Origin of the sequence: Bradyrhizobium sp. 186, from assembly GCF_023101685.1 — a bacterium.
Lineage (GTDB): Bacteria > Pseudomonadota > Alphaproteobacteria > Rhizobiales > Xanthobacteraceae > Bradyrhizobium.
In genome coordinates this window covers 4,697,775-4,716,696 of sequence record NZ_CP082164.1, presented here as the reverse complement: position 1 = coordinate 4,716,696, position 18,922 = coordinate 4,697,775, and the positions used below count along the sequence as shown (strand labels likewise).

General features: G+C 63.3%; 22 protein-coding genes and 1 pseudogene. 9 read left to right on the top strand and 14 right to left on the bottom strand.

What is annotated here, in order from left to right; translation table 11 throughout:
- Position 1: 1 nt before the first annotated feature.
- From IVB18_RS22480 to IVB18_RS22465, 4 genes are all read right to left on the bottom strand, one after another.
- Positions 2–871 carry a branched-chain amino acid ABC transporter permease gene (locus tag IVB18_RS22480; protein WP_247991130.1) on the bottom strand — a complete coding sequence of 290 codons (870 nt, stop codon included), beginning with the start codon at positions 869–871 and terminating at the stop codon, positions 2–4.
- A 66-nt stretch (positions 872–937) separates the two neighbouring features.
- A complete protein-coding gene (locus IVB18_RS22475; RefSeq protein ID WP_247991129.1) occupies positions 938–2,158 on the bottom strand; it encodes an ABC transporter substrate-binding protein in 1,221 nt (406 codons plus the stop codon).
- 79 nt (positions 2,159–2,237) lie between these two features.
- Positions 2,238–2,984, bottom strand: a complete 747-nt coding sequence (locus IVB18_RS22470) for an ABC transporter ATP-binding protein (RefSeq protein ID WP_247991128.1) — start codon at positions 2,982–2,984, stop codon at positions 2,238–2,240.
- Positions 2,977–3,732, bottom strand: coding sequence for an ABC transporter ATP-binding protein (locus IVB18_RS22465; RefSeq protein ID WP_247991127.1), 756 nt, complete (start codon positions 3,730–3,732; stop codon positions 2,977–2,979). The genes IVB18_RS22470 and IVB18_RS22465 overlap by 8 nt, the downstream gene beginning before the upstream one ends.
- Before the next feature lie 351 nt (positions 3,733–4,083).
- On the opposite strand from IVB18_RS22465, the gene IVB18_RS22460 reads away from it, so the two are divergent.
- Positions 4,084–4,731, top strand: a complete 648-nt coding sequence (locus IVB18_RS22460; RefSeq protein ID WP_247991126.1) for a hypothetical protein — start codon at positions 4,084–4,086, stop codon at positions 4,729–4,731.
- Here IVB18_RS22460 and IVB18_RS22455 read toward each other — a convergent pair.
- On the bottom strand, positions 4,728–5,123 hold the full coding sequence (locus tag IVB18_RS22455) for an ArsC family reductase (protein WP_247991125.1): 396 nt from the start codon (positions 5,121–5,123) through the stop codon (positions 4,728–4,730). The genes IVB18_RS22460 and IVB18_RS22455 overlap by 4 nt on opposite strands.
- A 114-nt stretch (positions 5,124–5,237) precedes the next feature.
- On the opposite strand from IVB18_RS22455, the gene IVB18_RS22450 reads away from it, so the two are divergent.
- Positions 5,238–5,609 (top strand): tRNA-binding protein, encoded by a 372-nt coding sequence (locus IVB18_RS22450; RefSeq protein ID WP_247991124.1) that lies wholly within the window; start codon positions 5,238–5,240, stop codon positions 5,607–5,609.
- A gap of 2 nt (positions 5,610–5,611) precedes the next feature.
- Here the strand turns inward: IVB18_RS22450 and IVB18_RS22445 are convergent, their stop codons facing one another.
- Positions 5,612–6,316, bottom strand: coding sequence for a glutathione S-transferase N-terminal domain-containing protein (locus IVB18_RS22445; protein ID WP_247991123.1), 705 nt, complete (start codon positions 6,314–6,316; stop codon positions 5,612–5,614).
- Positions 6,317–6,456: 140 nt separating this feature from the next.
- Between IVB18_RS22445 and IVB18_RS22440 the strand changes: the two genes are divergently transcribed.
- A complete protein-coding gene (locus tag IVB18_RS22440; RefSeq protein ID WP_247991122.1) occupies positions 6,457–6,624 on the top strand; it encodes a hypothetical protein in 168 nt (55 codons plus the stop codon).
- Positions 6,625–6,671: 47 nt separating this feature from the next.
- Here IVB18_RS22440 and IVB18_RS22435 read toward each other — a convergent pair whose 3' ends face one another.
- The 8 genes from IVB18_RS22435 to IVB18_RS22400 form a co-directional block, all read right to left on the bottom strand.
- On the bottom strand, positions 6,672–7,337 hold the full coding sequence (locus tag IVB18_RS22435) for a DUF429 domain-containing protein (protein WP_247991121.1): 666 nt from the start codon (positions 7,335–7,337) through the stop codon (positions 6,672–6,674).
- 28 nt (positions 7,338–7,365) lie between these two features.
- Positions 7,366–7,713 (bottom strand): carboxymuconolactone decarboxylase family protein, encoded by a 348-nt coding sequence (locus tag IVB18_RS22430; RefSeq protein ID WP_247991120.1) that lies wholly within the window; start codon positions 7,711–7,713, stop codon positions 7,366–7,368.
- Between the two features lie 3 nt (positions 7,714–7,716).
- Positions 7,717–8,238 carry a sigma-70 family RNA polymerase sigma factor gene (locus IVB18_RS22425; RefSeq protein ID WP_247991119.1) on the bottom strand — a complete coding sequence of 174 codons (522 nt, stop codon included), beginning with the start codon at positions 8,236–8,238 and terminating at the stop codon, positions 7,717–7,719.
- Positions 8,235–8,444, bottom strand: a complete 210-nt coding sequence (locus IVB18_RS22420; protein WP_247991118.1) for a DUF2892 domain-containing protein — start codon at positions 8,442–8,444, stop codon at positions 8,235–8,237. Before IVB18_RS22420 ends, IVB18_RS22425 begins: the two co-directional genes overlap by 4 nt.
- A gap of 96 nt (positions 8,445–8,540) precedes the next feature.
- Complete coding sequence (locus tag IVB18_RS22415; RefSeq protein WP_247991117.1) at positions 8,541–9,725, bottom strand: serine hydrolase domain-containing protein; 1,185 nt, start codon at positions 9,723–9,725, stop codon at positions 8,541–8,543.
- A 77-nt stretch (positions 9,726–9,802) separates the two neighbouring features.
- Positions 9,803–10,495: a GNAT family N-acetyltransferase gene (locus IVB18_RS22410; RefSeq protein ID WP_247991116.1), complete on the bottom strand. Its 693-nt coding sequence runs from the start codon at positions 10,493–10,495 to the stop codon at positions 9,803–9,805.
- 6 nt (positions 10,496–10,501) lie between these two features.
- A complete protein-coding gene (locus IVB18_RS22405) occupies positions 10,502–10,843 on the bottom strand; it encodes a Lin0512 family protein (protein ID WP_247991115.1) in 342 nt (113 codons plus the stop codon).
- Between the two features lie 206 nt (positions 10,844–11,049).
- Complete coding sequence (locus tag IVB18_RS22400; protein ID WP_247991701.1) at positions 11,050–12,687, bottom strand: acetolactate synthase large subunit; 1,638 nt, start codon at positions 12,685–12,687, stop codon at positions 11,050–11,052.
- A gap of 529 nt (positions 12,688–13,216) precedes the next feature.
- Here IVB18_RS22400 and IVB18_RS22395 point away from each other — a divergent pair.
- The 6 genes and pseudogenes from IVB18_RS22395 to IVB18_RS22365 all read left to right on the top strand — a co-directional run.
- On the top strand, positions 13,217–13,519 hold the full coding sequence (locus IVB18_RS22395; RefSeq protein ID WP_247991114.1) for a hypothetical protein: 303 nt from the start codon (positions 13,217–13,219) through the stop codon (positions 13,517–13,519).
- A gap of 152 nt (positions 13,520–13,671) precedes the next feature.
- Complete coding sequence (locus tag IVB18_RS22390; protein ID WP_247991113.1) at positions 13,672–15,411, top strand: type I secretion system permease/ATPase; 1,740 nt, start codon at positions 13,672–13,674, stop codon at positions 15,409–15,411.
- Positions 15,408–16,739 carry an HlyD family type I secretion periplasmic adaptor subunit gene (locus IVB18_RS22385; RefSeq protein WP_247991112.1) on the top strand — a complete coding sequence of 444 codons (1,332 nt, stop codon included), beginning with the start codon at positions 15,408–15,410 and terminating at the stop codon, positions 16,737–16,739. Before IVB18_RS22390 ends, IVB18_RS22385 begins: the two co-directional genes overlap by 4 nt.
- A gap of 15 nt (positions 16,740–16,754) precedes the next feature.
- Positions 16,755–17,687 (top strand): hypothetical protein, encoded by a 933-nt coding sequence (locus IVB18_RS22380; protein ID WP_247991111.1) that lies wholly within the window; start codon positions 16,755–16,757, stop codon positions 17,685–17,687.
- Between the two features lie 172 nt (positions 17,688–17,859).
- Positions 17,860–18,561 (top strand): GntR family transcriptional regulator, encoded by a 702-nt coding sequence (locus tag IVB18_RS22370; protein ID WP_346732674.1) that lies wholly within the window; start codon positions 17,860–17,862, stop codon positions 18,559–18,561.
- Positions 18,558–18,917: pseudogene (locus IVB18_RS22365) on the top strand (cation:dicarboxylase symporter family transporter); the annotation flags it as partial. The gene IVB18_RS22370 and the pseudogene IVB18_RS22365, both read left to right, overlap by 4 nt.
- Positions 18,918–18,922: the final 5 nt, after the last annotated feature.

The following is an 18,922-nucleotide window of genomic DNA, read 5'->3' as shown; positions in this document are numbered from 1 at the left end:
ATCAGGCCGCCCTTCCCGTCAATCCCGTTGGCTTCACCAAGAGTACCAGCACCATCAGCACGAACACGACGGTGTTGGAGGCCTCGGGGTAAAAATACTTGGTCAGGCCCTCGATCACGCCGAGCGCGAAGCCGGTGATGATCGATCCCATGATCGAACCCATGCCGCCGATCACCACCACCGCGAACACGACGATGATGAGGTCGGCGCCCATCAGCGGCCGCACCTGGTTGATCGGCGCCGAGAGCACGCCGGCGAGCGCAGCAAGGCCGACGCCCAATCCGTAGGTGAGCGTGATCATGCGCGGCACGTTGATGCCGAAAGCGCGCACCAACGTCGGGTTTTCCGTCGCGGCGCGCAAATAGGCGCCGAGCCGCGTCTTCTCGATCAGGAACCACGTCGCAATGCACACCACCAGCGAGAAGATGACGACCCAGCCGCGATAGACGGGCAGGAACATGAAGCCGAGATTCATCCCGCCCTTGAGCTGATCCGGAATGGCGTAAGGCAGGCCGGACGAACCAAAGTAGTTCTGGAACACGCCCTGCACGATCAGCGCGATGCCGAAGGTCAGCAGCAGGCCATAGAGATGGTCGAGCCCGGTCAGCCATTGCAGCATGGTCCGTTCCAGGATCATGCCGAAAATGCCGACGACAATCGGAGCGACGATCAATGCTGGCCAGTAGCCAATACTGAGATAATCATTGTTGAGCAGAAAATAGGCGACGAACGCGCCCATCATGTAGAGCGCGCCATGGGCGAAATTGATGATGTTGAGCATGCCGAAGATCACGGCAAGCCCGAGACTGAGCAGCGCGTAAAACGAGCCGTTGATCAGTCCTACCAGTAGCTGAGCAAAAAGAGCCTGCATCGATCGATCTCGTACCCGGTCTCGTTAAGTCATTTCACAGGGCTACGCCCGCGGGCGCGGCTGGTCTTACTTCTTCACCAACGGACAAGCACTCTCCGAGAGCGGTCGGAAGGCCTGGTCACCCGGGGTCGTGCCGATCAGCTTGTAATAGTCCCAGGGGCCCTTGGATTCCTCGGGCTTCTTGACCTCGAACAGATAGGCAGGATGGAGCTTGCGGCCGTCCACGCGGATCGTACCCTGGCCGAACAGCGCGTCGTCCGTCGGCATCTCCTTCATCTTGGCGACCGCCTTGGCCCCGTCGTGCGGATTGCCGCCCATCGCCTCCAGCGCCTTGAAATAGTGGATCAGGCCCGAATAGACGCCGGCCTGCACCATCGAGGGCATCGCCTTGTTCTTCATGCGCTCGGAGAAGCGCTTAGAGAAGGCACGGGTGCCGTCGTTCATGTCCCAATAGAAGGTTTCAGTGAAGTTCAGCCCTTGCGCCACCTTCAGGCCGAGCGCGTGAACGTCAGTGATGAAGAGAAGGAGGCCGGCGAGCTTCTGGCCGCCCGAAACGATGCCGAATTCAGCCGCCTGCTTGATCGTGTTGGTGGTGTCGCCGCCGGCATTCGCCATGCCGATGACCTTAGCTTTCGACGCCTGCGCTTGAAGCAGGAACGAGGAGAAGTCTGCGGTATTCAGGGGATGCCTGACGGTGCCGATCACCTTGCCGCCCGATTTCACCACGACCGCAGCAGTGTCGCGCTCGAGCGCATGTCCGAAGGCATAGTCCGCAGTCAGGAAGTACCAGGTGTCGCCGCCCGCCTTCACTAGCGCCTGCCCCGTGCTGTTCGCGAGCATGTAGGTGTCGTAGACCCAGTGGATCGTATTCGGCGAGCATTGCGCGTTGGTGAGATCCGACGTCGCCGCGCCGGTGTCGATCAGGATGGAATTCTTCTCCTTGACGATATTGTTGACCGCCAGCGCAACGCCGGAGTTCAAGACATCCATGAAGATGTCGACCTTCTCGACGTCGATCCATTGCCGGGCAATCGCGGAGCCGATGTCGGGCTTGTTCTGATGGTCGGCGGAGATCAGGTCGATCTTCCATCCCTTGGCTGCAAGCCCGGAATCCTCGATGGCCATCTGCGCCGCCACCGTCGAGCCGGGGCCGCCCAGGTCGGCATAGAGCCCCGAATTGTCGGTGAGCACGCCGATCTTGATCGTCTTGTCCTGCGCGACTGCCCCGCTCGTTGCGCCGATCGCCAGCGCCGCACCAAGCAACATCCCTGAAATGCTATGCTTCATGGTTCGCTCCCAAATCCCTTCCTTAGATTATTCTTCACTCGAGGCTATTCTTCACTCGGCCCGATCTTTCGCAGAAAGGTCATACGCCGAGATAGGTATGAAGCTTGTCCATATTGGCGGCGAGCTCCGAATTGGAAAATCCGTCAATGATTTTGCCGTGCTCGACCACATAATAGCGGTCGGCGACGGTGGACGCGAACCGGAAGTTCTGCTCGACCAGGAGGATCGTGAAGCCCTCCTTCTTGAGCCGCGCAATGGTGTGACCGATCTGCTGGATGATGACCGGCGCCAAACCTTCGGTCGGCTCGTCCAGCATCAGGAAGCTGGCCCCGGTGCGCAGGATGCGCGCGATCGCGAGCATCTGCTGCTCGCCGCCGGACAGCTTGGTTCCCTGGCTGTTGAGGCGTTCCTTCAGGTTCGGAAACAGATCGAAGATCTGTTCGAGCGGCAATCCGCCTGCACGTACCACCGGCGGCAGCAGCAGGTTCTCCCGCACGTCGAGACTGGAGAAAATTCCCCGCTCTTCCGGGCAGAACGCGATACCCATCCGCGCGATCTTGTCCGAGGTCGTGCGGATGATGTCCTGGTTGTTGAACTTCACCGAGCCGGTGCGCTTGCCGATGATGCCCATGATCGACTTCAGCGTGGTCGTCTTGCCGGCGCCGTTACGCCCGAGCAGGGTAACGACCTCCCCTGCATTCACGTCGAAATTGATCCCGTGCAGGATGTGGGATTCGCCGTACCAGGCTTCCAGGTTGCGGACCTGAAGGATGTTGCCGCCGGTCGCAGCCTTTGCCGGAGCTTCCGCAATCGCAGTCTCAGGCATGACCCGCTCCCAGATAGGCTTCCTTGACGCGCTCGTCCTTGGTGAGTTCGCTGTAATGGCCCTGCGCAAGCACCTGCCCGCGCGTCAGCACGGTGATGATGTCGGAGAGATTGGCCACGACGCTCAGATTGTGCTCGACCATCAGGATGGTGTACTTCGCCGAGATGCGCTTGATCAGCGCCGCGATCTTGTCGATATCCTCGTGGCCCATGCCGGCCATCGGCTCGTCCAGCAGCATCATCTCCGGGTCGAGCGCGAGCGTGGTTGCGATCTCAAGTGCCCGCTTGCGCCCATAGGGCATTTCGACCGCGGGCGTATTGGCAAACTCGCTGAGGCCAACATCGTTCAACAGTTCACGCGCGCGATCGTTGAAGCCATTGAGCACGGACTTGGAGCGCCAGAAATCAAACGAGCTGCCGTGCTGGCGCTGGAGCGCGACGCGAACGTTTTCAAGCGCGGTGAGATGCGGAAACACCGCCGAAATCTGGAACGAACGTACCAGTCCCATGCGCGCCACGTCGGCCGGCGCCATCGCGGTGATATCCTGCCCCTTGTACAGGATTTTCCCGGCTGACGGCTTGAGGAACTTGGTCAAGAGATTAAAGCACGTCGTCTTGCCGGCCCCGTTCGGGCCAATCAACGCGTGAATGCTCCCACGACGAACCTTGAGCGCAACGTCGCGGACGGCAAAGAAGCCCGCGAACTCCTTGGTCAAGCCTTCCGTTTCGAGAATGAACTCATCGGCCAAACAGATTTCCCCCTGCCCGCACGACGCGCTGGCCGCGCGTGGCTGTCCTTGTTGCTTCGGCTTTCCGGAGGCCTTTAGAGCCTATCCGGAACGCCGCCTCCGGGCGCGGAATATGCCGGAGGTGACGGGGGTTAGGCAAGGCGGAAAGCTGAGCAGATCAGGCCTCCGGCTGGGATACAAATGCTCCCTTAGTCGGAGGTGTTTCGATGTCGCGCCTGCCCGGCCTCCCGGTTCGCAAGGCACCGGTCATCAAGTCGTCGTTAACGGTCTTTCGTTCCGCGCGCCAGCCTTCATAGAAAATTTTCCCGCAACTGGGATCATGTGCGGGTTTTTATCGCTGGGAATATTGTTTTGGATTTCGCAAGCGCCGCTCCCTCCGCAGTCAAGTCGATCAGGCAGCGTGATCTCCTGAACACGTGGCTGAGACTTTATGCGCGCCAGCAGATCGCACCGGCAATCTGGGAGTATCAGCCGGCGCGGCTGGAGGAAGAGCTGTCCGATCTCATCTATTATACGGTGGACGCCTCGACGCCGACACCGCGCCTGACGATCCAGAGCGAAGGCACGCGCATTTCGCGCGCCTATGGACATACCGGCAAGGGCGTTCTGCTGGATGAGTATATCGGCCCCCGACTCGTGCCTTTCGTGATGCCGGTTTATTATGAATGCGTGGCGCGCGGGCTTCCGGTCTACAGCGTTGCTGACGTCGACGACATCTACGGGCGTATCGTCGCCTATGAACGGTTGTTGCTGCCGTTCCAGGCCGACGGCAAGATCTGCCACGTCATCGCATCGCTCAAGACCTTCTGCGAGGACGGCGGCTTCGAGATCAAGAATCTGATGCGCGGAAATGACGCGCTGCCGCGCCCGAAATCGCGCGCCGTGATCGACCGCGATCTCTTTCATCGCGCACCGGGCCGTATCGCGGCTGCCGAATTGGTCGAGTTCGCCGACCAGTCCGGCCCCAACGTCACCACCGAGATCATCGAGCTGAATTAGCCATCAGCGCGACTTTGTGCCGACTTCCTCGGCGCTGATTCTTTGGCGCCGACTTCCTTCGCATAGATATCCGGCTTGAAGCCGACCAGGAGCTTACCGCCGATTTCAAGCACCGGCCGCTTGATCATCGATGGTTGCGCTAGCATCAACGCCAGCGCCTTCTTCTCGGACAACCCTCCCTTGTCGGCCTCGGGCAGCTTCTTGAAGGTCGTGCCGGCGCGATTGAGCAGCGTCTCCCAGCCGAGCTTGTCGCTCCACTCCTTGAGCTTATCCTGCTCTACGCCGGCCGACTTGTAGTCGTGGAACTCGTAGGCGACACCATGGGTGTCGAGCCACGCGCGCGCCTTCTTCATGGTGTCGCAGTTCTTGATGCCATAGATGATATTGGGCAATGCTCATTCCTCGGACATGCGTCGCGTGACGCTTCGGCTGTGGCCGTTGTACGAAACTCCGGTTCACGCGACAATATTGCGAACGAACTTGTGGACTCTCCAAACGGAAACCCCATGCACGTCACCTACGATCCCGCCGCCGCCGTGTCGCCGACCATCGACTTCAACGCCTTCCTCGCGGTCGATATCCGCATCGGCACGATCGTCGACGCCAAGCCTTTTCCGGAGGCGCGCAAGCCGGCCTGGCGTCTCTGGATTGACTTCGGCCCCTCCATCGGCGTGCGCAAGAGCTCGGCGCAGATCACGGAAAATCACCCGATCGAGACGCTCGTGGGACAGCAGGTCGCGGCAGTCGTCAATTTCCCGCCACGCCAGATCGGGCCGGTCGTCTCAGAGGTGTTGACGCTCGGCTTTCCCGATGCCGACGGCAAGGTCGTGCTGGTGCAGCCGAGCAAGCCCGTGCCGAACGGCGGGCGGCTGTTCTAGTTTCACGGCCGCTTTGGAATGTTCAGCCCGCGCTGCACCGCCGGTCGCGCCACGCCCCGCTCGAGCCAGGCGCCGACCGATTTGAACTGGCTGAATTCGACGAGATCGCCGGCGCCGTAGAAACCAACGAGATTACGCACCCAGCCGAGCATGGAGATGTCGGCGATGGTGTAGTCGTCATCCATGAACCATTGCCGGCCGGAAAGATGGCTCTCCATCACACCGAGCAGGCGCTTGGACTCGTTGACGTAGCGCTCGAGCGGCCGCTTGTCCTCAAAATCCTTGCCGGCGAATTTGTGGAAGAAGCCGACCTGGCCGAACATGGGACCGATGCCGCCCATCTGGAAATGCACCCATTGAAAGGTCTGGTAGCGGCGCGCGGCATCCTGCGGCAACAGCTTGCCGGTCTTCTCGGCAAGATATTGCAGGATCGCACCGGACTCGAACAGCGGCACCGGCCGGCCGCCGGGACCGTTGGGATCGAGGATCGCCGGGATCTTGCCGTTCGGATTGAGCGAGAGGAATTCCCGCGTCTTCTGGTCGTCCTTGCCGAAGTCGACCAGATGCACCTCGTAAGGCAGTCCGATCTCTTCCAGCATGATCGAGACCTTGACGCCGTTCGGCGTCGGCAAGGAATAGAGCTGAAGCAACTCAGGATGCTTGGCCGGCCAGCGCTTGGTGATGGGAAAGGTGGAGAGATCGGACATCGAGACCCCGGCTGCATGCGTGAGATGCAGCCCAATCTAGGCGAGCGGACGAATGACGCAAGGCCCTCCACCATCGCACGCGTACCCAGGTCGTATCAGAGCGGCCGCAGCAAATGGGTCGTGGCGTATGCGATATCGCGTTGCGCGCGTTGCTCGATGAAGAGCTGCCCGGTGACGAGCAGTGCAACGGCGAAAGCGAGCGTGAGTATCGCGGTCGCGAATTGACTGGCATCATTCATCGCGAGCTACTCGGTGTCAGGTTCGCACGGGAAACGCCGGCCGATCACCGGCAGTTCCTGCACATCTGAAATAAATTGCCAGTTTTTCCCGGTCCGTGGCCGCGCGGTAGGCAGCCTCAATAATTGATCTCCATCCGCAAGCCCCGCGGATCGACCTCCTCACCGCCGACGCGCTGCGAGCCGTCGCGTGCCGCGACCGCGCAGGCACAGGCATCGATGAGATCGTCGCGGCCGATGCCGGTGCCATGACGCTGGGTCAGCCATTTCGGCAGGCGCGTGAAGCCGCGTTGCTCCAGGAGCGCGATGCGCTGCTCGCGGCCGCGCGCCGACGTCTTGCTGTCGAGGTGCACGCGGCCCGCAAGATTCCAGAAGATCAATTCCGGATGCGCTTCGCCGACGATCTCTTGCCGTGCCGGCGTCATGATCTCGTCGAGGTCCCTGATCTTGTCCCTGATATTCCAGAGCTGCGCCGACACACCCCTGCCCTTGCCCTCGTGCTCCCAATAATGCCGATTGGCCGCGGCCATGTCGGGAAACCTCCAGAGGTCCCGGCGCGCACCGAGAAACACGGCGGCGCCGACCAGTTCGCGTGCACGCAAGTCGCACGCTCGATAGCCGCTCGGATTCAATCCGATCGGCATGTCGACCATCGCGCGTGCATGCGGCATTGCAAGGAGACGCGTGAGGCCCGGCGAATAATCAAAACCTTGATCACCGCGATCGTCGATCCAGGCCGCCACCCAGCCAAAGCGAAATCCGTCGAGGCCCAGATAGTTTGGCAAACTACGTGTCCAGATGTCTGCAAGGCACCTACTTTTCTCCGTCACCTCGATGTTGCTCGAACAGGCGCTGCGCCAACAACGCATGGCCGAGGGTACCGCCGGCGCGCACCGCCGCCGCAATCAACGCAGCTTCCGCCACTTCCTCGCGCGTAGCACCCGCCTTCGCGGCTTGCGCCGTATGCACGTCGAGGCAATAAGCGCACTGCGTGGTGAGCGCGACCGCGAGCGAGATCAGTTCGCGATATTTTGGCGGGATCAGTCCATCCTTGCGTTCGACGGCATGATTGAACGCCAGGAACGCGTTGGCCTCGACCGGCGCCAGCGCGACAAAGGAGGGAATCGATTTCAGATCGTCAGGGGTTTGATAATCGGTCATGTCTCATCTCGTCAGATATTCGCGCATCAGGGCGCGGGCGCGATGCAGGCGTGCCTTCACGGTCTGCCGGGAGGCACCGAGCGCGGCGGCGATTTCGTCGATGGTCATTTCCTTGACGTCCCGCATCAGCGCGACATCGCGGTAGTGCGGCGGCAGCGCCTCGAAGGCGGCGGCCACGTCGAGCCGCAGATCGGATTCGGAGCGCGACAGCAGCAGCGCCTCCGCCTTGCTGTCGTCGATCGCCGGCGCAAGGCCGGCTTTGCGCGCGAGCCGCAGACATTCGCGACGGACCACGCTGAACAGCCAGCCGGAAAACGCCAGCAGCGACCGGATCGTGCCGACATGCCGGAACAGGATCCACAACGCCTCCTGCGTCGCATCCTCGGCGTCGGCCGAGCTGCGGCAGGTTGCACGCGCATAGCGGCGGATGTCCGGCTGCGCCGTCTCGAGCAGGCGGGCGATTGCATGTTGGTCGCCGAGCCGCGCCGCGTCAAACAGGTTTGGCGAGATTGCGGCCGCGCTCACGACATGTCCCCTCTTCCGATCCCGGCCATCGCGCACATCGGGCAATAGCCGACCAGCCCCGTCAGCGCAAAGCCCACGCCGCCGAGCACGATGAGCCACGCGGCAGCACCGGCGAGATAGGCGAACGCCGCGACCGCCACCGCTATTCCAACGGCAATCCGCGCCACCTGGTGCAAGCCGCCGATGTTCTTTCTGTAAAATGCCATCGCATCCTCCGAGTTGAGCCGAGGCGAACTGCCCCGACCAACAAGAGGACGCAATAACCGCAAAGGATTCGCGGGAGCCTGCAAATTTTTTCGCGATCAGCCTCCAACCGCCTGATAGGCCAGCCGCTTGAACTCGAAGAAGAACGGATTCCAGAAGCCCATGTAGCGTTGGGCCATCAGCACGCCGGCGGAATTGGCCTGCGGGCAAATCCACCAATGGGTGCCGGCGAGCCCACCCCACTGGAATTCGCCGGTGGAATTCGCGGGATCAAAGGGCGTCGGCGCGAAGGTGACGGCGCCGCCGAGGCCAAAGCCCTTGCCGGGGATGGGGCCGAGATTGGCGAAGCGAATGGTTTGCCCTGCGGGCAACTGGTTCGTCATCATCTGCCGCAGCGTCTCCGGCTTCAGCAGCACATCCGAACCGGGCAACAGCGCGCGCAGCAGCGCGAGCATGTCCGGCAAAGTCGAAACCAGACCGCCGCCGCCCGACAGCCGCGGAAATTGCCGCCGATAAGCCTGTGGAAACGGCAGATTGTCCGCCCGCGTGAGTCCGGGCTTCATCGGGTCGAGCACGTCCGCGCCGGTGTAGAGCGCGACCAGCCTGCCCTGTTGCGCCTGCGGGACGTAGAATCCGGTATCGACCATGCCGAGCGGATCGAAGATGCGCGTCTTGAAGAAGGCATCGAGGGCCTTGCCCGAGACGACCTCTGCGACGCGTCCGAGCACGTCGGTCGCCACCGAATATTCCCAGCCCGTGCCGGGATGATAGGACAGCGGCAGATCGGCAAGGCCGTCGATCATGTCGGTCAGCAGCGTTAGCGGATTGAGGATGCGCGCCTCGTTGTAACCCTTGAACAGCACGGTGCCGGGATCGAAGATGCCGTAGCTGAGGCCCGACGTGTGAGTCAGAAGCTGGCGGATCGTGATCGGGCCCTTCGCCGGCTCGACATCGGCAAGGCTCGCCGCGCCCTGTTTCAGCACCTTGCGATTGCCGAGCTGCGGCAGGAATTTTTCGAGCAAATCATCGAGCCCGATGTGGCCCTCCTCCACCAGCAGCATGATCGCGCAGGTGACGAATATCTTGGTGTTGGAGAACGCGCGAAAGATGTGGTCAGGCCGGAGCGCGGTGCTGGCCTCGCGGTCGGCAAAGCCGACGCATTGCTGATCGACGATTTCGCGGCCACGCAGCACCGCCCAGGACACACCGGGGATGATCTCCTGATCGACGTAGCGCTGCATCGCCGTCCGTGCCGTGGAAAAATCGGTTGTCCTGGCGTCCATGTATTCCCCCAATTGTGGTTGGGATGGATATAGCCTGAATTCGTCGGATATGAAGCCCACCCGAACAACGGCGCCGCTTATCCCTGCTTCATCAGTGCGGTGACGTGCAGGCGGCGCCGGATTGCCATCCCCTGCCGCTGATAGAGCGCAATCGCCGACGCGTTGCTCGAGAACACGTGCAGGAACGGAATTTCGCCGCGCGCCTCGATCTGGCGCGCGACGGCCGCGAGCAACGCCTGCGCGTAGCCGCGGCCGCGATGTTCGGGATGCACGCAGACCGCGGTCATTTCGGTGAAATTGCCCGGCTTCATCCGCTCGCCCGCCATCGCGACCAGCTCGTCGCCGGCGCGGATGCCGAGGAACGTGCCGAGCTCGTGCGTGCGAGCGGCAAACGGGCCGGGCTTGGTCAGCTCTGTCAACGCCATCATGGCGGGAACATCGGCAACGCCGAGCCTGACGATCGCGGCGTCGCGCAATGGGCTGTCAGCGGGCGAGCCGATCATCTGCTCGCCGCTTTCGGCGAGCACGACCTTGAAGCCGGCGGGAACGTCGACGGCCTCCGGCGTGAACAGAGCGGCGACCTGCGAGTCCGACAGGAGGTCACCGAGCGCGGCGAAGCTTGCCGCCGACATGTCGACCATGTCGGCGAAGGGCGTCATCGCCACGGGATAGCGCAGCGCGCGCGGGCCGCCTTCCGCCAATGCCTTCTGGCGGGTCGTCAGCGCGCTCCAGATCGGGCGGTCCAGCAATGTCAGATCGGAATCGGGCATCGGCCCCTATTCCTTGTCGAAGCTGACGATGACGGCGGCATTGGCGATGAGGATAGAGTCATTGCCCTGCTCCGCCGGAATCTCAAGCCCGCCGTTGACCGCGTTGACGGTCACCGTGCCGTAAGGCAGCTCCTTGGCGACCGCTTCCTTGTCGACGGCTTCGGGATTGGGCACCGCGATGGTGACATCGACGAACATGTCGTTCGCGGTTTTCCCGATCATCCGGAAGAAGCCGAGGCTCGAATGCCTGATCGCATCCGACACCGCGCGCTTCGCGGCCTTGGTGGCGTCCTTGCCGTGGACGTCGACGCCCATGCCCATCTCGGTGATACAGCGAACGCGCGTCATTTCTTAGTCCTGTGGTTGGTTGGATGGTTGGGAGTGTCGGAGATCAATGATGGCGACACAAGTTGTTAACGTATTCCGGCCGGCAACACACCCCGTCATTGCGAGCCCAACGAAGCAATCCAGACTGCCGCCGCGGTGAGATTCTGGATTGCTTCGCTGCGTTCGCAATGACGAGGTGGGAATGGCTGTGCATCAAACTACCTGCGTTACCTCTCCCGCGCCCGCAGCTCGTCGACGAGCACCCGCACGTTCTCCGAATAATCGATCGGGATCGAGACCAGGTGCACGCCGCCTTCCTCGAACGCGGCGTCGAGCGTCGGGGCAAACCTGTCGATCGACTGGATGCGATGCCCCTTCGCGCCATAGGCCTTCGCGTACAGGACGAAATCGGGATTGCCAAAGGTCATGCCGAAATCGGCGAAATGATCGACGGCCTGCTTCCAGCGGATCATGCCGTAAGCGTTGTCCTCCAGCACCAGCACGACCAGGTTGAGCTTGAGGCGGACGGCCGTTTCCATCTCCTGGCTGTTCATCATGAAGCCGCCGTCGCCGGCGACCGCGAGCACGCGGCGGTCGGGATTGAGCATCGCGGCCATCATTGCCGACGGCAGGCCGGCGCCCATCGTCGCCAGCGCATTGTCGAGCAGCAGCGTGTTGGCGACGCGGGTGCGGTAGTTGCGCGCGAACCAGATCTTGTACATGCCGTTGTCGAGCGCGACGATGCCGTTCTCCGGCATCACCTGCCTGATATCGTGCACGATGCGCTGCGGCGTCGGCGGCCAGCGCGCCTCGGTGGCGCGGTCGGCAATATGGCTGAGGATCTTTTCGCGCAGCGGCAATAGCGCCGCCGCCTGCGGCAGCTTGCCTTCGACACGGTCGGCGAGCAATTCCAGGCTTGGGCCGACGTCGCCGACGACTTCCGCGTCCGGGAAATAGACCTGCTCGACGCTGGCCGACGTGTAGCTGACGTGAATGACCTTCGGCCCCGAGGGACCCATGATGAAGGGCGGCTTCTCGATCGGATCGTGGCCGATCGCGACGATCAGATCGGCGGCATCGATGGCCTCGTGAACATAGTCGCGCTCGGACAGTGCCGCCGTGCCCATATAGAGATTGGTGCCGCCGGGCACCGTGCCCTTGCCCATCTGCGTGGTGAAGAACGGGATCCCCGTCCGCCGCACGAAACTCGCAATGCCGTGGGTCGCGCGCGGCCGGCTGGTTGCGGCGCCCATCATCACCAGCGGATGTTTCGCGGCCAGGATCATCTCGGCCGCGCGGTCGAGCGCGGCGCGATGAGCAACCGGGATTTCGATCGGATGGGTCGGGATCACCGGGACTGCGGGCACTTCATCGCCCGCGATGTCCTCGGGCAATTCGAGATGCACCGGCCCCGGCCGCTCCTCCATCGCCACGCGAAAGGCGTCGCGGACCACGGTCGGGATACTGGAGGCGCTGATGATCTGCCGCGACAATTTCGTCAGCGGCTTCATGGTCGCAACCACATCCACGATCTGGAAGCGCGCCTGCCGGCTGCTCATGATCGGCTTCTGGCCGGTGATCAAAATCATCGGCATCGCGCCGAGATGCGCGTAGGCCGCCCCCGTCGACAAATTGAGCGCGCCCGGGCCAAGCGTCGAGAGACAAATGCCGGGCTTGCCGGTCAACCGCCCATGGGTCGCGGCCATGAAGGCGGCGGCCTGCTCGTGGCGGGTCAGGATCAGCTCGATCTTGGACGTGCGCAGCGATTCGACCAGGTCGAGATTTTCCTCGCCGGGGACACCGAATATGCGATCGACGCCTTCATTCTCCAGCGCTGCGACAAACAGGTCCGATCCCTTCACCATCCGCGCCTGATCGCCCATGTCGCCTCCCGCTCGCAGTTCCGCTTCCCGTTCCGGGGAAGCTTCGAACGTATGGTAGCCGCCCAGCGCTCCGGCACAACTCACAAAGAGGCATTCCTGTCTGGATTGGACGTAGGTCGTTCGACAACGTCGTCCGGCGAAGCCCGACGGGTCATGGATTTGGCGCGCACTACGTGCGCTTGTCCGCGGCTTTTGTTAGGGGAGGCGTGGCCTGTGCGCGATTTCCGAATTTCGACAAAGTCAAATATTTTGCGCCGGCGATCGATCCAGCTCTGGGATGTTTTTCCTGTCAGGCAACGCACGAGGTTGTAGTCCGGGATAAATTATCAAGCTCCGGATCGTTTCTGCCGGACGACGGAGTCAGGCGCCCGATGCACGACGAGAGTTCCGCGCCCAAAAAATCAGCATCAAATGGCCTCATGTGAGTCAGCAACCTTTCACGGCGCGGCGACTTCTTGGGCAGCGACTCTTCGTCGCGATCTGAACTGCCAACCAACCAAAAGGAGTACACATGGCTCTACTCGGAAACCTGCTCGGTACTGTCGACGGTCTGCTCGGAACAGCAACGGATACGCTGTCTGGCAGTGCCAGCGCAGGTGGAAGTGCAGCGGCCGGTGCCAGCGGCGCCGTCGATCTGTCGCACACGCTTGACGTCGGAGCGCTGATCGAAACCAATCCCAGCGTTGACGTATCCGCGTCGGGCCTTGCGGGAACCGGCGGCATCGATGCTTCGATCTCCGCCCCGACCGCGATTGGCGTCAGTGCAGACGTCGGCCATCTCGACGTCGGGGGCCTCCTTCACGGCCTCGTTTGAGTCGCAATTCCGCACATTCGCGGACCAATCCTTGGCGTGGGGCGTCAAGCCCCACGTCATTCATTGCGTGAGCCCGCCAGCGTCTGCCGCAGGCCCCTTCTCAGCCAGCCGAGGCAATCGGCGCAGCAACTTCACTTTCGAGGATATCGCAGATGGCGGCAGGGCTTTCGACGGTCGCGGACGAAGCGGCAGGGTCGTCGTATCGGGGCGACGACGTTCGCGAGGCGTTGTTGAAACTCTGGCCACACTTCCTCTGGGCCGGATTGTTCTCGAGCGCGATCAACCTGCTCTATCTCAGCTCCCCGCTGTATCTGATGCAGGTCTACAACCGCGTCCTGCTCAACGAAAACATCTCCACGCTCGTCCTTCTCACCCTGATCCTCGCCGTTGCACTCCTGACCATGGCGGGCCTGGACGCAGTACGCGCCTGGATCCTGATCCGCTGCGGCATCCGGCTCGACATGGAGCTATCGACACGTGTGTTCGAGGCGCTGGTGGTACGATCGGCCGAGCGCGGCGCCTCGCGTGGCGCGCAGCAGCTGCGCGAGCTCGACCAGTTCCGGACCTTTGTGACAGGGCCCGGCATCTATTTCGCTTTCGACTTGCCGTGGATTCCGATCTACCTGCTGCTGCTGTTCTTCATCCATCCCCTGCTCGGCATCGTGGCCAGCATCGGCGCCCTGCTGCTGCTGGGGCTTGCCGGCGTGAACGAGGTGCTGACCCGCGCTCCGATGAAACAGGCCGAGGCGGCCGGCAACCAGTCCTACGTCTTCACCGAGAATGTACTGCGCCATGCCGATGTCATCCGCGCCATGGGCATGCAGCCGGCCGTTGAGCGCAACTGGCAGAGCCAGCGCTCCGCGATGCTGGTGCAGCAGGCGGCTGCCAGCGACAAGAATGCGGTCATGACGTCGTCGATCCGTTTCTTTCGCCTCTTGCTGCAATCGTTGATGCTCGGCACCGGAGCCTGGCTCGCCATCGACCACGCCATCACGCCCGCGACCATTTTCGCCGCCAGCATCGTCATGGGCCGGGCGCTGGTGCCGGTCGAACAGGCCGTCGGCACCTGGAAGCAGTTCATCGGTGCGCGCGATGGCTACACACAGGTGCGCGATCTGCTCGCGACTATCGACCTGATCCCGCCGCAGACCATCGTGCCGAAGCTGCGCAACACCATCGAGGTACAGGAGCTCGTTTGCGAGTTGCCGACGCGAAAGGAGCCGGTGATCAAAGGCCTTTCGTTTGCGCTCGCGGGCGGCCAGGCGCTCGGCATCGTCGGTCCGAGCGGATCCGGAAAAAGCACGCTGGCACGCCTGCTGGTCGGCGCAATGGCGCCCGCCGCGGGACGGCTGCGTTTCGGCGGTCTCGACTATGGTCATTGGGATCCGGTCGAATTCGGCCGTCATGTCGGCTATCTGCCGCAGGACGTCGGCCTGTTCGCCGGCACCGTCCGCGAGAATATCGCGCGCTTTGGCGATGCCTCGACCGAGGAGATCATCGAGGCGGCCATACGTGCCGGAATCCACGAGATGGTGCTCGATCTCCCCCGGCAGTACGACACGCGGCTCGGCGTCGGCGGCGTCGGACTGTCCGGCGGCCAACGCCAGCGGCTGGGCCTGGCACGAGCACTGCTCGGCCGTCCGCCGCTTCTCGTGCTGGATGAACCCAACGCCAATCTCGACGGTCCCGGCGAGGAAGCGTTGAAAGTCGCGCTCCTCCAGGCCAAGACCGACGGTGCCGCTGTGATCGTCATCACCCACCGCACCACGATCCTCGACATCGTCGACATCATGATGGTTCTGCGCAATGGGATGCTCGACATGCTCGGCCCGCCCGGCGAGGTCTATCAGGCCTTGCAGCAGCAGGCCACCGCACGAGCCGCCGCATCATGAGTACGCTCGGCGGGACCTATGTCGCCGATCGCGAGCGCACCGCCTATGCGCGACCAGGGCGGCCGGCGTTCGTCGGCGCCATCGTGGCCGGTGCGTTCGCATCCGCGATGCTGCTGTGGGGAACGCTTGCCCCGATCTCGGGGGCCGCCATTGCCAGCGGCAATCTCCAGGTCGAGGGTCGGCGCCAGAGCGTGCAGCATCCCTATGGCGGCGTCATCCGCCAGCTTCTGGTCCGCGACGGGGCTCGTGTCGAGAAGGGACAGCTCCTGGTCGCGCTCGACGACAGCGATCCGCGCGCCAGGCTCGAGGTGCTGGTTGCCGATCGCGATGCGGCCCGTGCTGCGGAAGCCCGGCTGATCGCCGAGCGCGACGGCCGCGATGCGCCGGACTTCGGCGTCGATCCGCAAGGCGCGAACACAAAGCCCGCGCTGCGCCAGGCGATGGCAAACGAGATCTCGATGATGGCCGCACGCAAGCACCAGTTCGACGCGGAGATAGCCGTGGTCAACGGCAAGATAGCCGAACTGACCGCCCAGATCGGCGGCACGCAGGCCCAGCTCGCCGGCACCGAGAAGCAGCGCGAGCTGTTGTCCGACGAGATGAATGGCGCGCAGCACCTGTACGAACAGGGTTACACGCCGAAAACCCGGATCCTGGCGCTGCAGCGCGAGGACGCCAAGCTGCAGGCCGACATCGGCGCGCAACGCGCCACCATCGCCGGCATGCAGCAGCAGATTTCGCAAAACGAGCTTGAGATCGCCAAGGCCGAACGCGCAAGGATGAGCGAAATCACCGATCAACTCCGCTCGACCGAAAACAAGCTCGCCGAGCTCGCGCCGAAGGTTGATGCCGCGACCGACGTGGTGGCCCGCACGCAAATCAGGGCTCCGGCGACCGGTTCGGTCGTCGGGCTCGACGTGTTCACGGAAGGGGGCGTGATCCAGCCGGGCGCAAAGCTCATGGACATCGTGCCTTCCGACAATCCGCTGATCGTCGACGCGCAGTTGAAGCTCTCCGACATCAACGACGTGACGGTCGGCCGCCGTGCCGAAATCCGGCTGACCGGCGTCAACTATGCGGAACGTCCCCGCCTCTACGGCACCGTGAGAACGGTTTCGGCCGACCGCGTCACCAACAACGACAAGTCCGGGCCCGGCTACTACGCGGTCGAAGTCTCGCTCGAGCCGGAGGACGTGAAGAAGTCGCGCGTCGAATTGCAGTCGGGCATGCCGGCGGAGGTGATCGTGCCGACGCGCCCGCGCACGCTGTTCGAATACCTCTTCGGCCCCTTGCGCGACGAACTGACCCGCGCCTTCCGCGAACGCTGACGAGGAGAAGGGCCTATGACCGCGTCCGATCGGAACAACCGTCGCGCAGAGAAGGCGGAGCTTGCACGTCACATCGCGACCGACGAGACAGTCGCGTTCATGACCGCGCTGGTCGCCTTCCTGAACGAGGCCCACACGACCCGGCATCATGATGCCATCGAGGCTCAACCGCCCTCGACGGACTCGCCCTCCGCACCCGACTCGACGCCTGTAGAGGCGGCGCCGGGCGAGCACCAGCCGGCTCCCGGCGTTCAGCATAGCGATGCAGTCGCGCCATCATCGGACGAGGTTTCAGCGGCGCGCCACGCCGACGCCGCGATCGTCGGTGACATCCCGGATTCCGGCGGGAGCGCTAACGTCGCAGCCGCGACAGAAAGCCATGTCACCGCATCTGTCCCCGCTGGCGGGCCGGCTGCGGCGAGCGCCCCCGTCCCAACTGATCACCTCATGGCGGCCGGAGACGGCTCCACGCATGCCGAGGCAGCCACGTCCTCCGCGGTCGATCCGGCTGCGTCAATTCTCCAGCTCGGAACGACGATCACTCACCTTGTGGACACATCGCTTGCGGTGGTGTCGCATACGCTGGAGAGCCTGGGCACAACCGTTGCGCAGTTGACGTCCTCGGTAACCGGCACGATCGGCCAGCTCGCGGACAATGTCACCGGCCTCCTCGGCGGCATCGTGCAGTCCGCCGAAACCCTGACACATGAGGCGCCGGCCACTCACCTGTTCGACGCGCTGGTCACCGATATCGTCAGTTCACCGCTTGCGGCACCGCATGACGGCGCACCGGCACATGAAATTGGCGCGCTCGATACCGCCGGCGCCGTGCCGATGGCCGCCTTGCCGCCACTGACGTTGCATCTCGGCTTTCTCGGCCAGCCGACGAGTGATGGTCACGAAATCCATGACGGCGCGTTTTCGGCCCTCGGCGTGCATCATTTCTAGGGCATGATCCGGAAAAGTGCGAAGCGGTTTTCCGAAAAGATCATGCTCAAACAACAACCTAAAGCGCGATGATGATTCATCCTCATCTCATCGCGCTTTAGGGCGGCTCCGCGCTCCGTGATTGTCCCTCAAGACCTCGCTCAGGCGGTGAAATCCGGGCGACGGGCTTGACATCACACTGACATGTCGCTGGTCCTCCGCCTCCCTCGACCGCGACCGCGCCTATGCCCTGCTTCGCGACCTCGTTATCTCCGGCGAGTTCGCCCCGGACGAGCCGCTCTCCGAACGCAGCCTGTCGACCCGGCTGACGCTGGGACGGACGCCGATCCGCGAGGCGCTGAAGGCGCTCGCCAAGGACGGCCTGCTCACCATCCATCCGATGCGCGGCACGTTCGTGCGGCATATGTCGTTCGACGATCTGCGCGAGATCCACGAATTGCGGCTCGCGCTGGAAGGCATGGCGGCCTATCTCGCGGCGACGCATGGACCGACCGACGCCTTGCGGCACTGTGCGAGCGAGCTGCGCAGGATCCAGCAGAGCACGACTCTCGATGTCGAGGACGCGCAGCATGCCGGCTGGGCCTTCCACGACGAAATGTTCCGCGCGACCGGCAATGACCGGCTGGCGCAGGCCTACGACAATCTGCGCGCCCAGAGCGGCCTGGCGCTTCAGAAGATGCGGCAATACAGCGTCGAACGGACGCGTCAGGCGGTCGGCGAACACCTCGACATCTATGCCGCGATCGAAACCGGCACCCCCGACGCCGCGCAGCAGCGCATGTGGCGACATCTGTCGTCGGCCTTCGACGCGCGCCTCACGGCGCTGGGCGCGATCCGCGCGCAATATCCCGGACAAGGAGACCATCAAGCATGAGTTGGCGAATGATCCGGCCGTTGTTCAGACTGCCGCTCGTGTTTCAAATGCTGGTCGGCCTCGCCCTCGGCCTCGGCGTCGGACTGATCTGGCCGGATGTCGGCGCAAGCCTGCGCCCCGTCGGCACCGCCTTCGTCGAGGGCGTGAAGATGATCGTCATCCCCGTCGTGTTCACCTCGGTCACGCTCGGCATCTACCGGATGGGGAGCGAGCTGAACGTTCTCGGCCGCGTCGCTGCGATCAGCCTCGGCTATTTCTACGTCGCGACCGTGATCTCGATCGTCATCGGCCTTCTCCTCAACGCCGCCTTTCATCCCGGCGCCGGCGCGCCGCTGGCCGCAACCGGCAAGGTGCCGCAGAA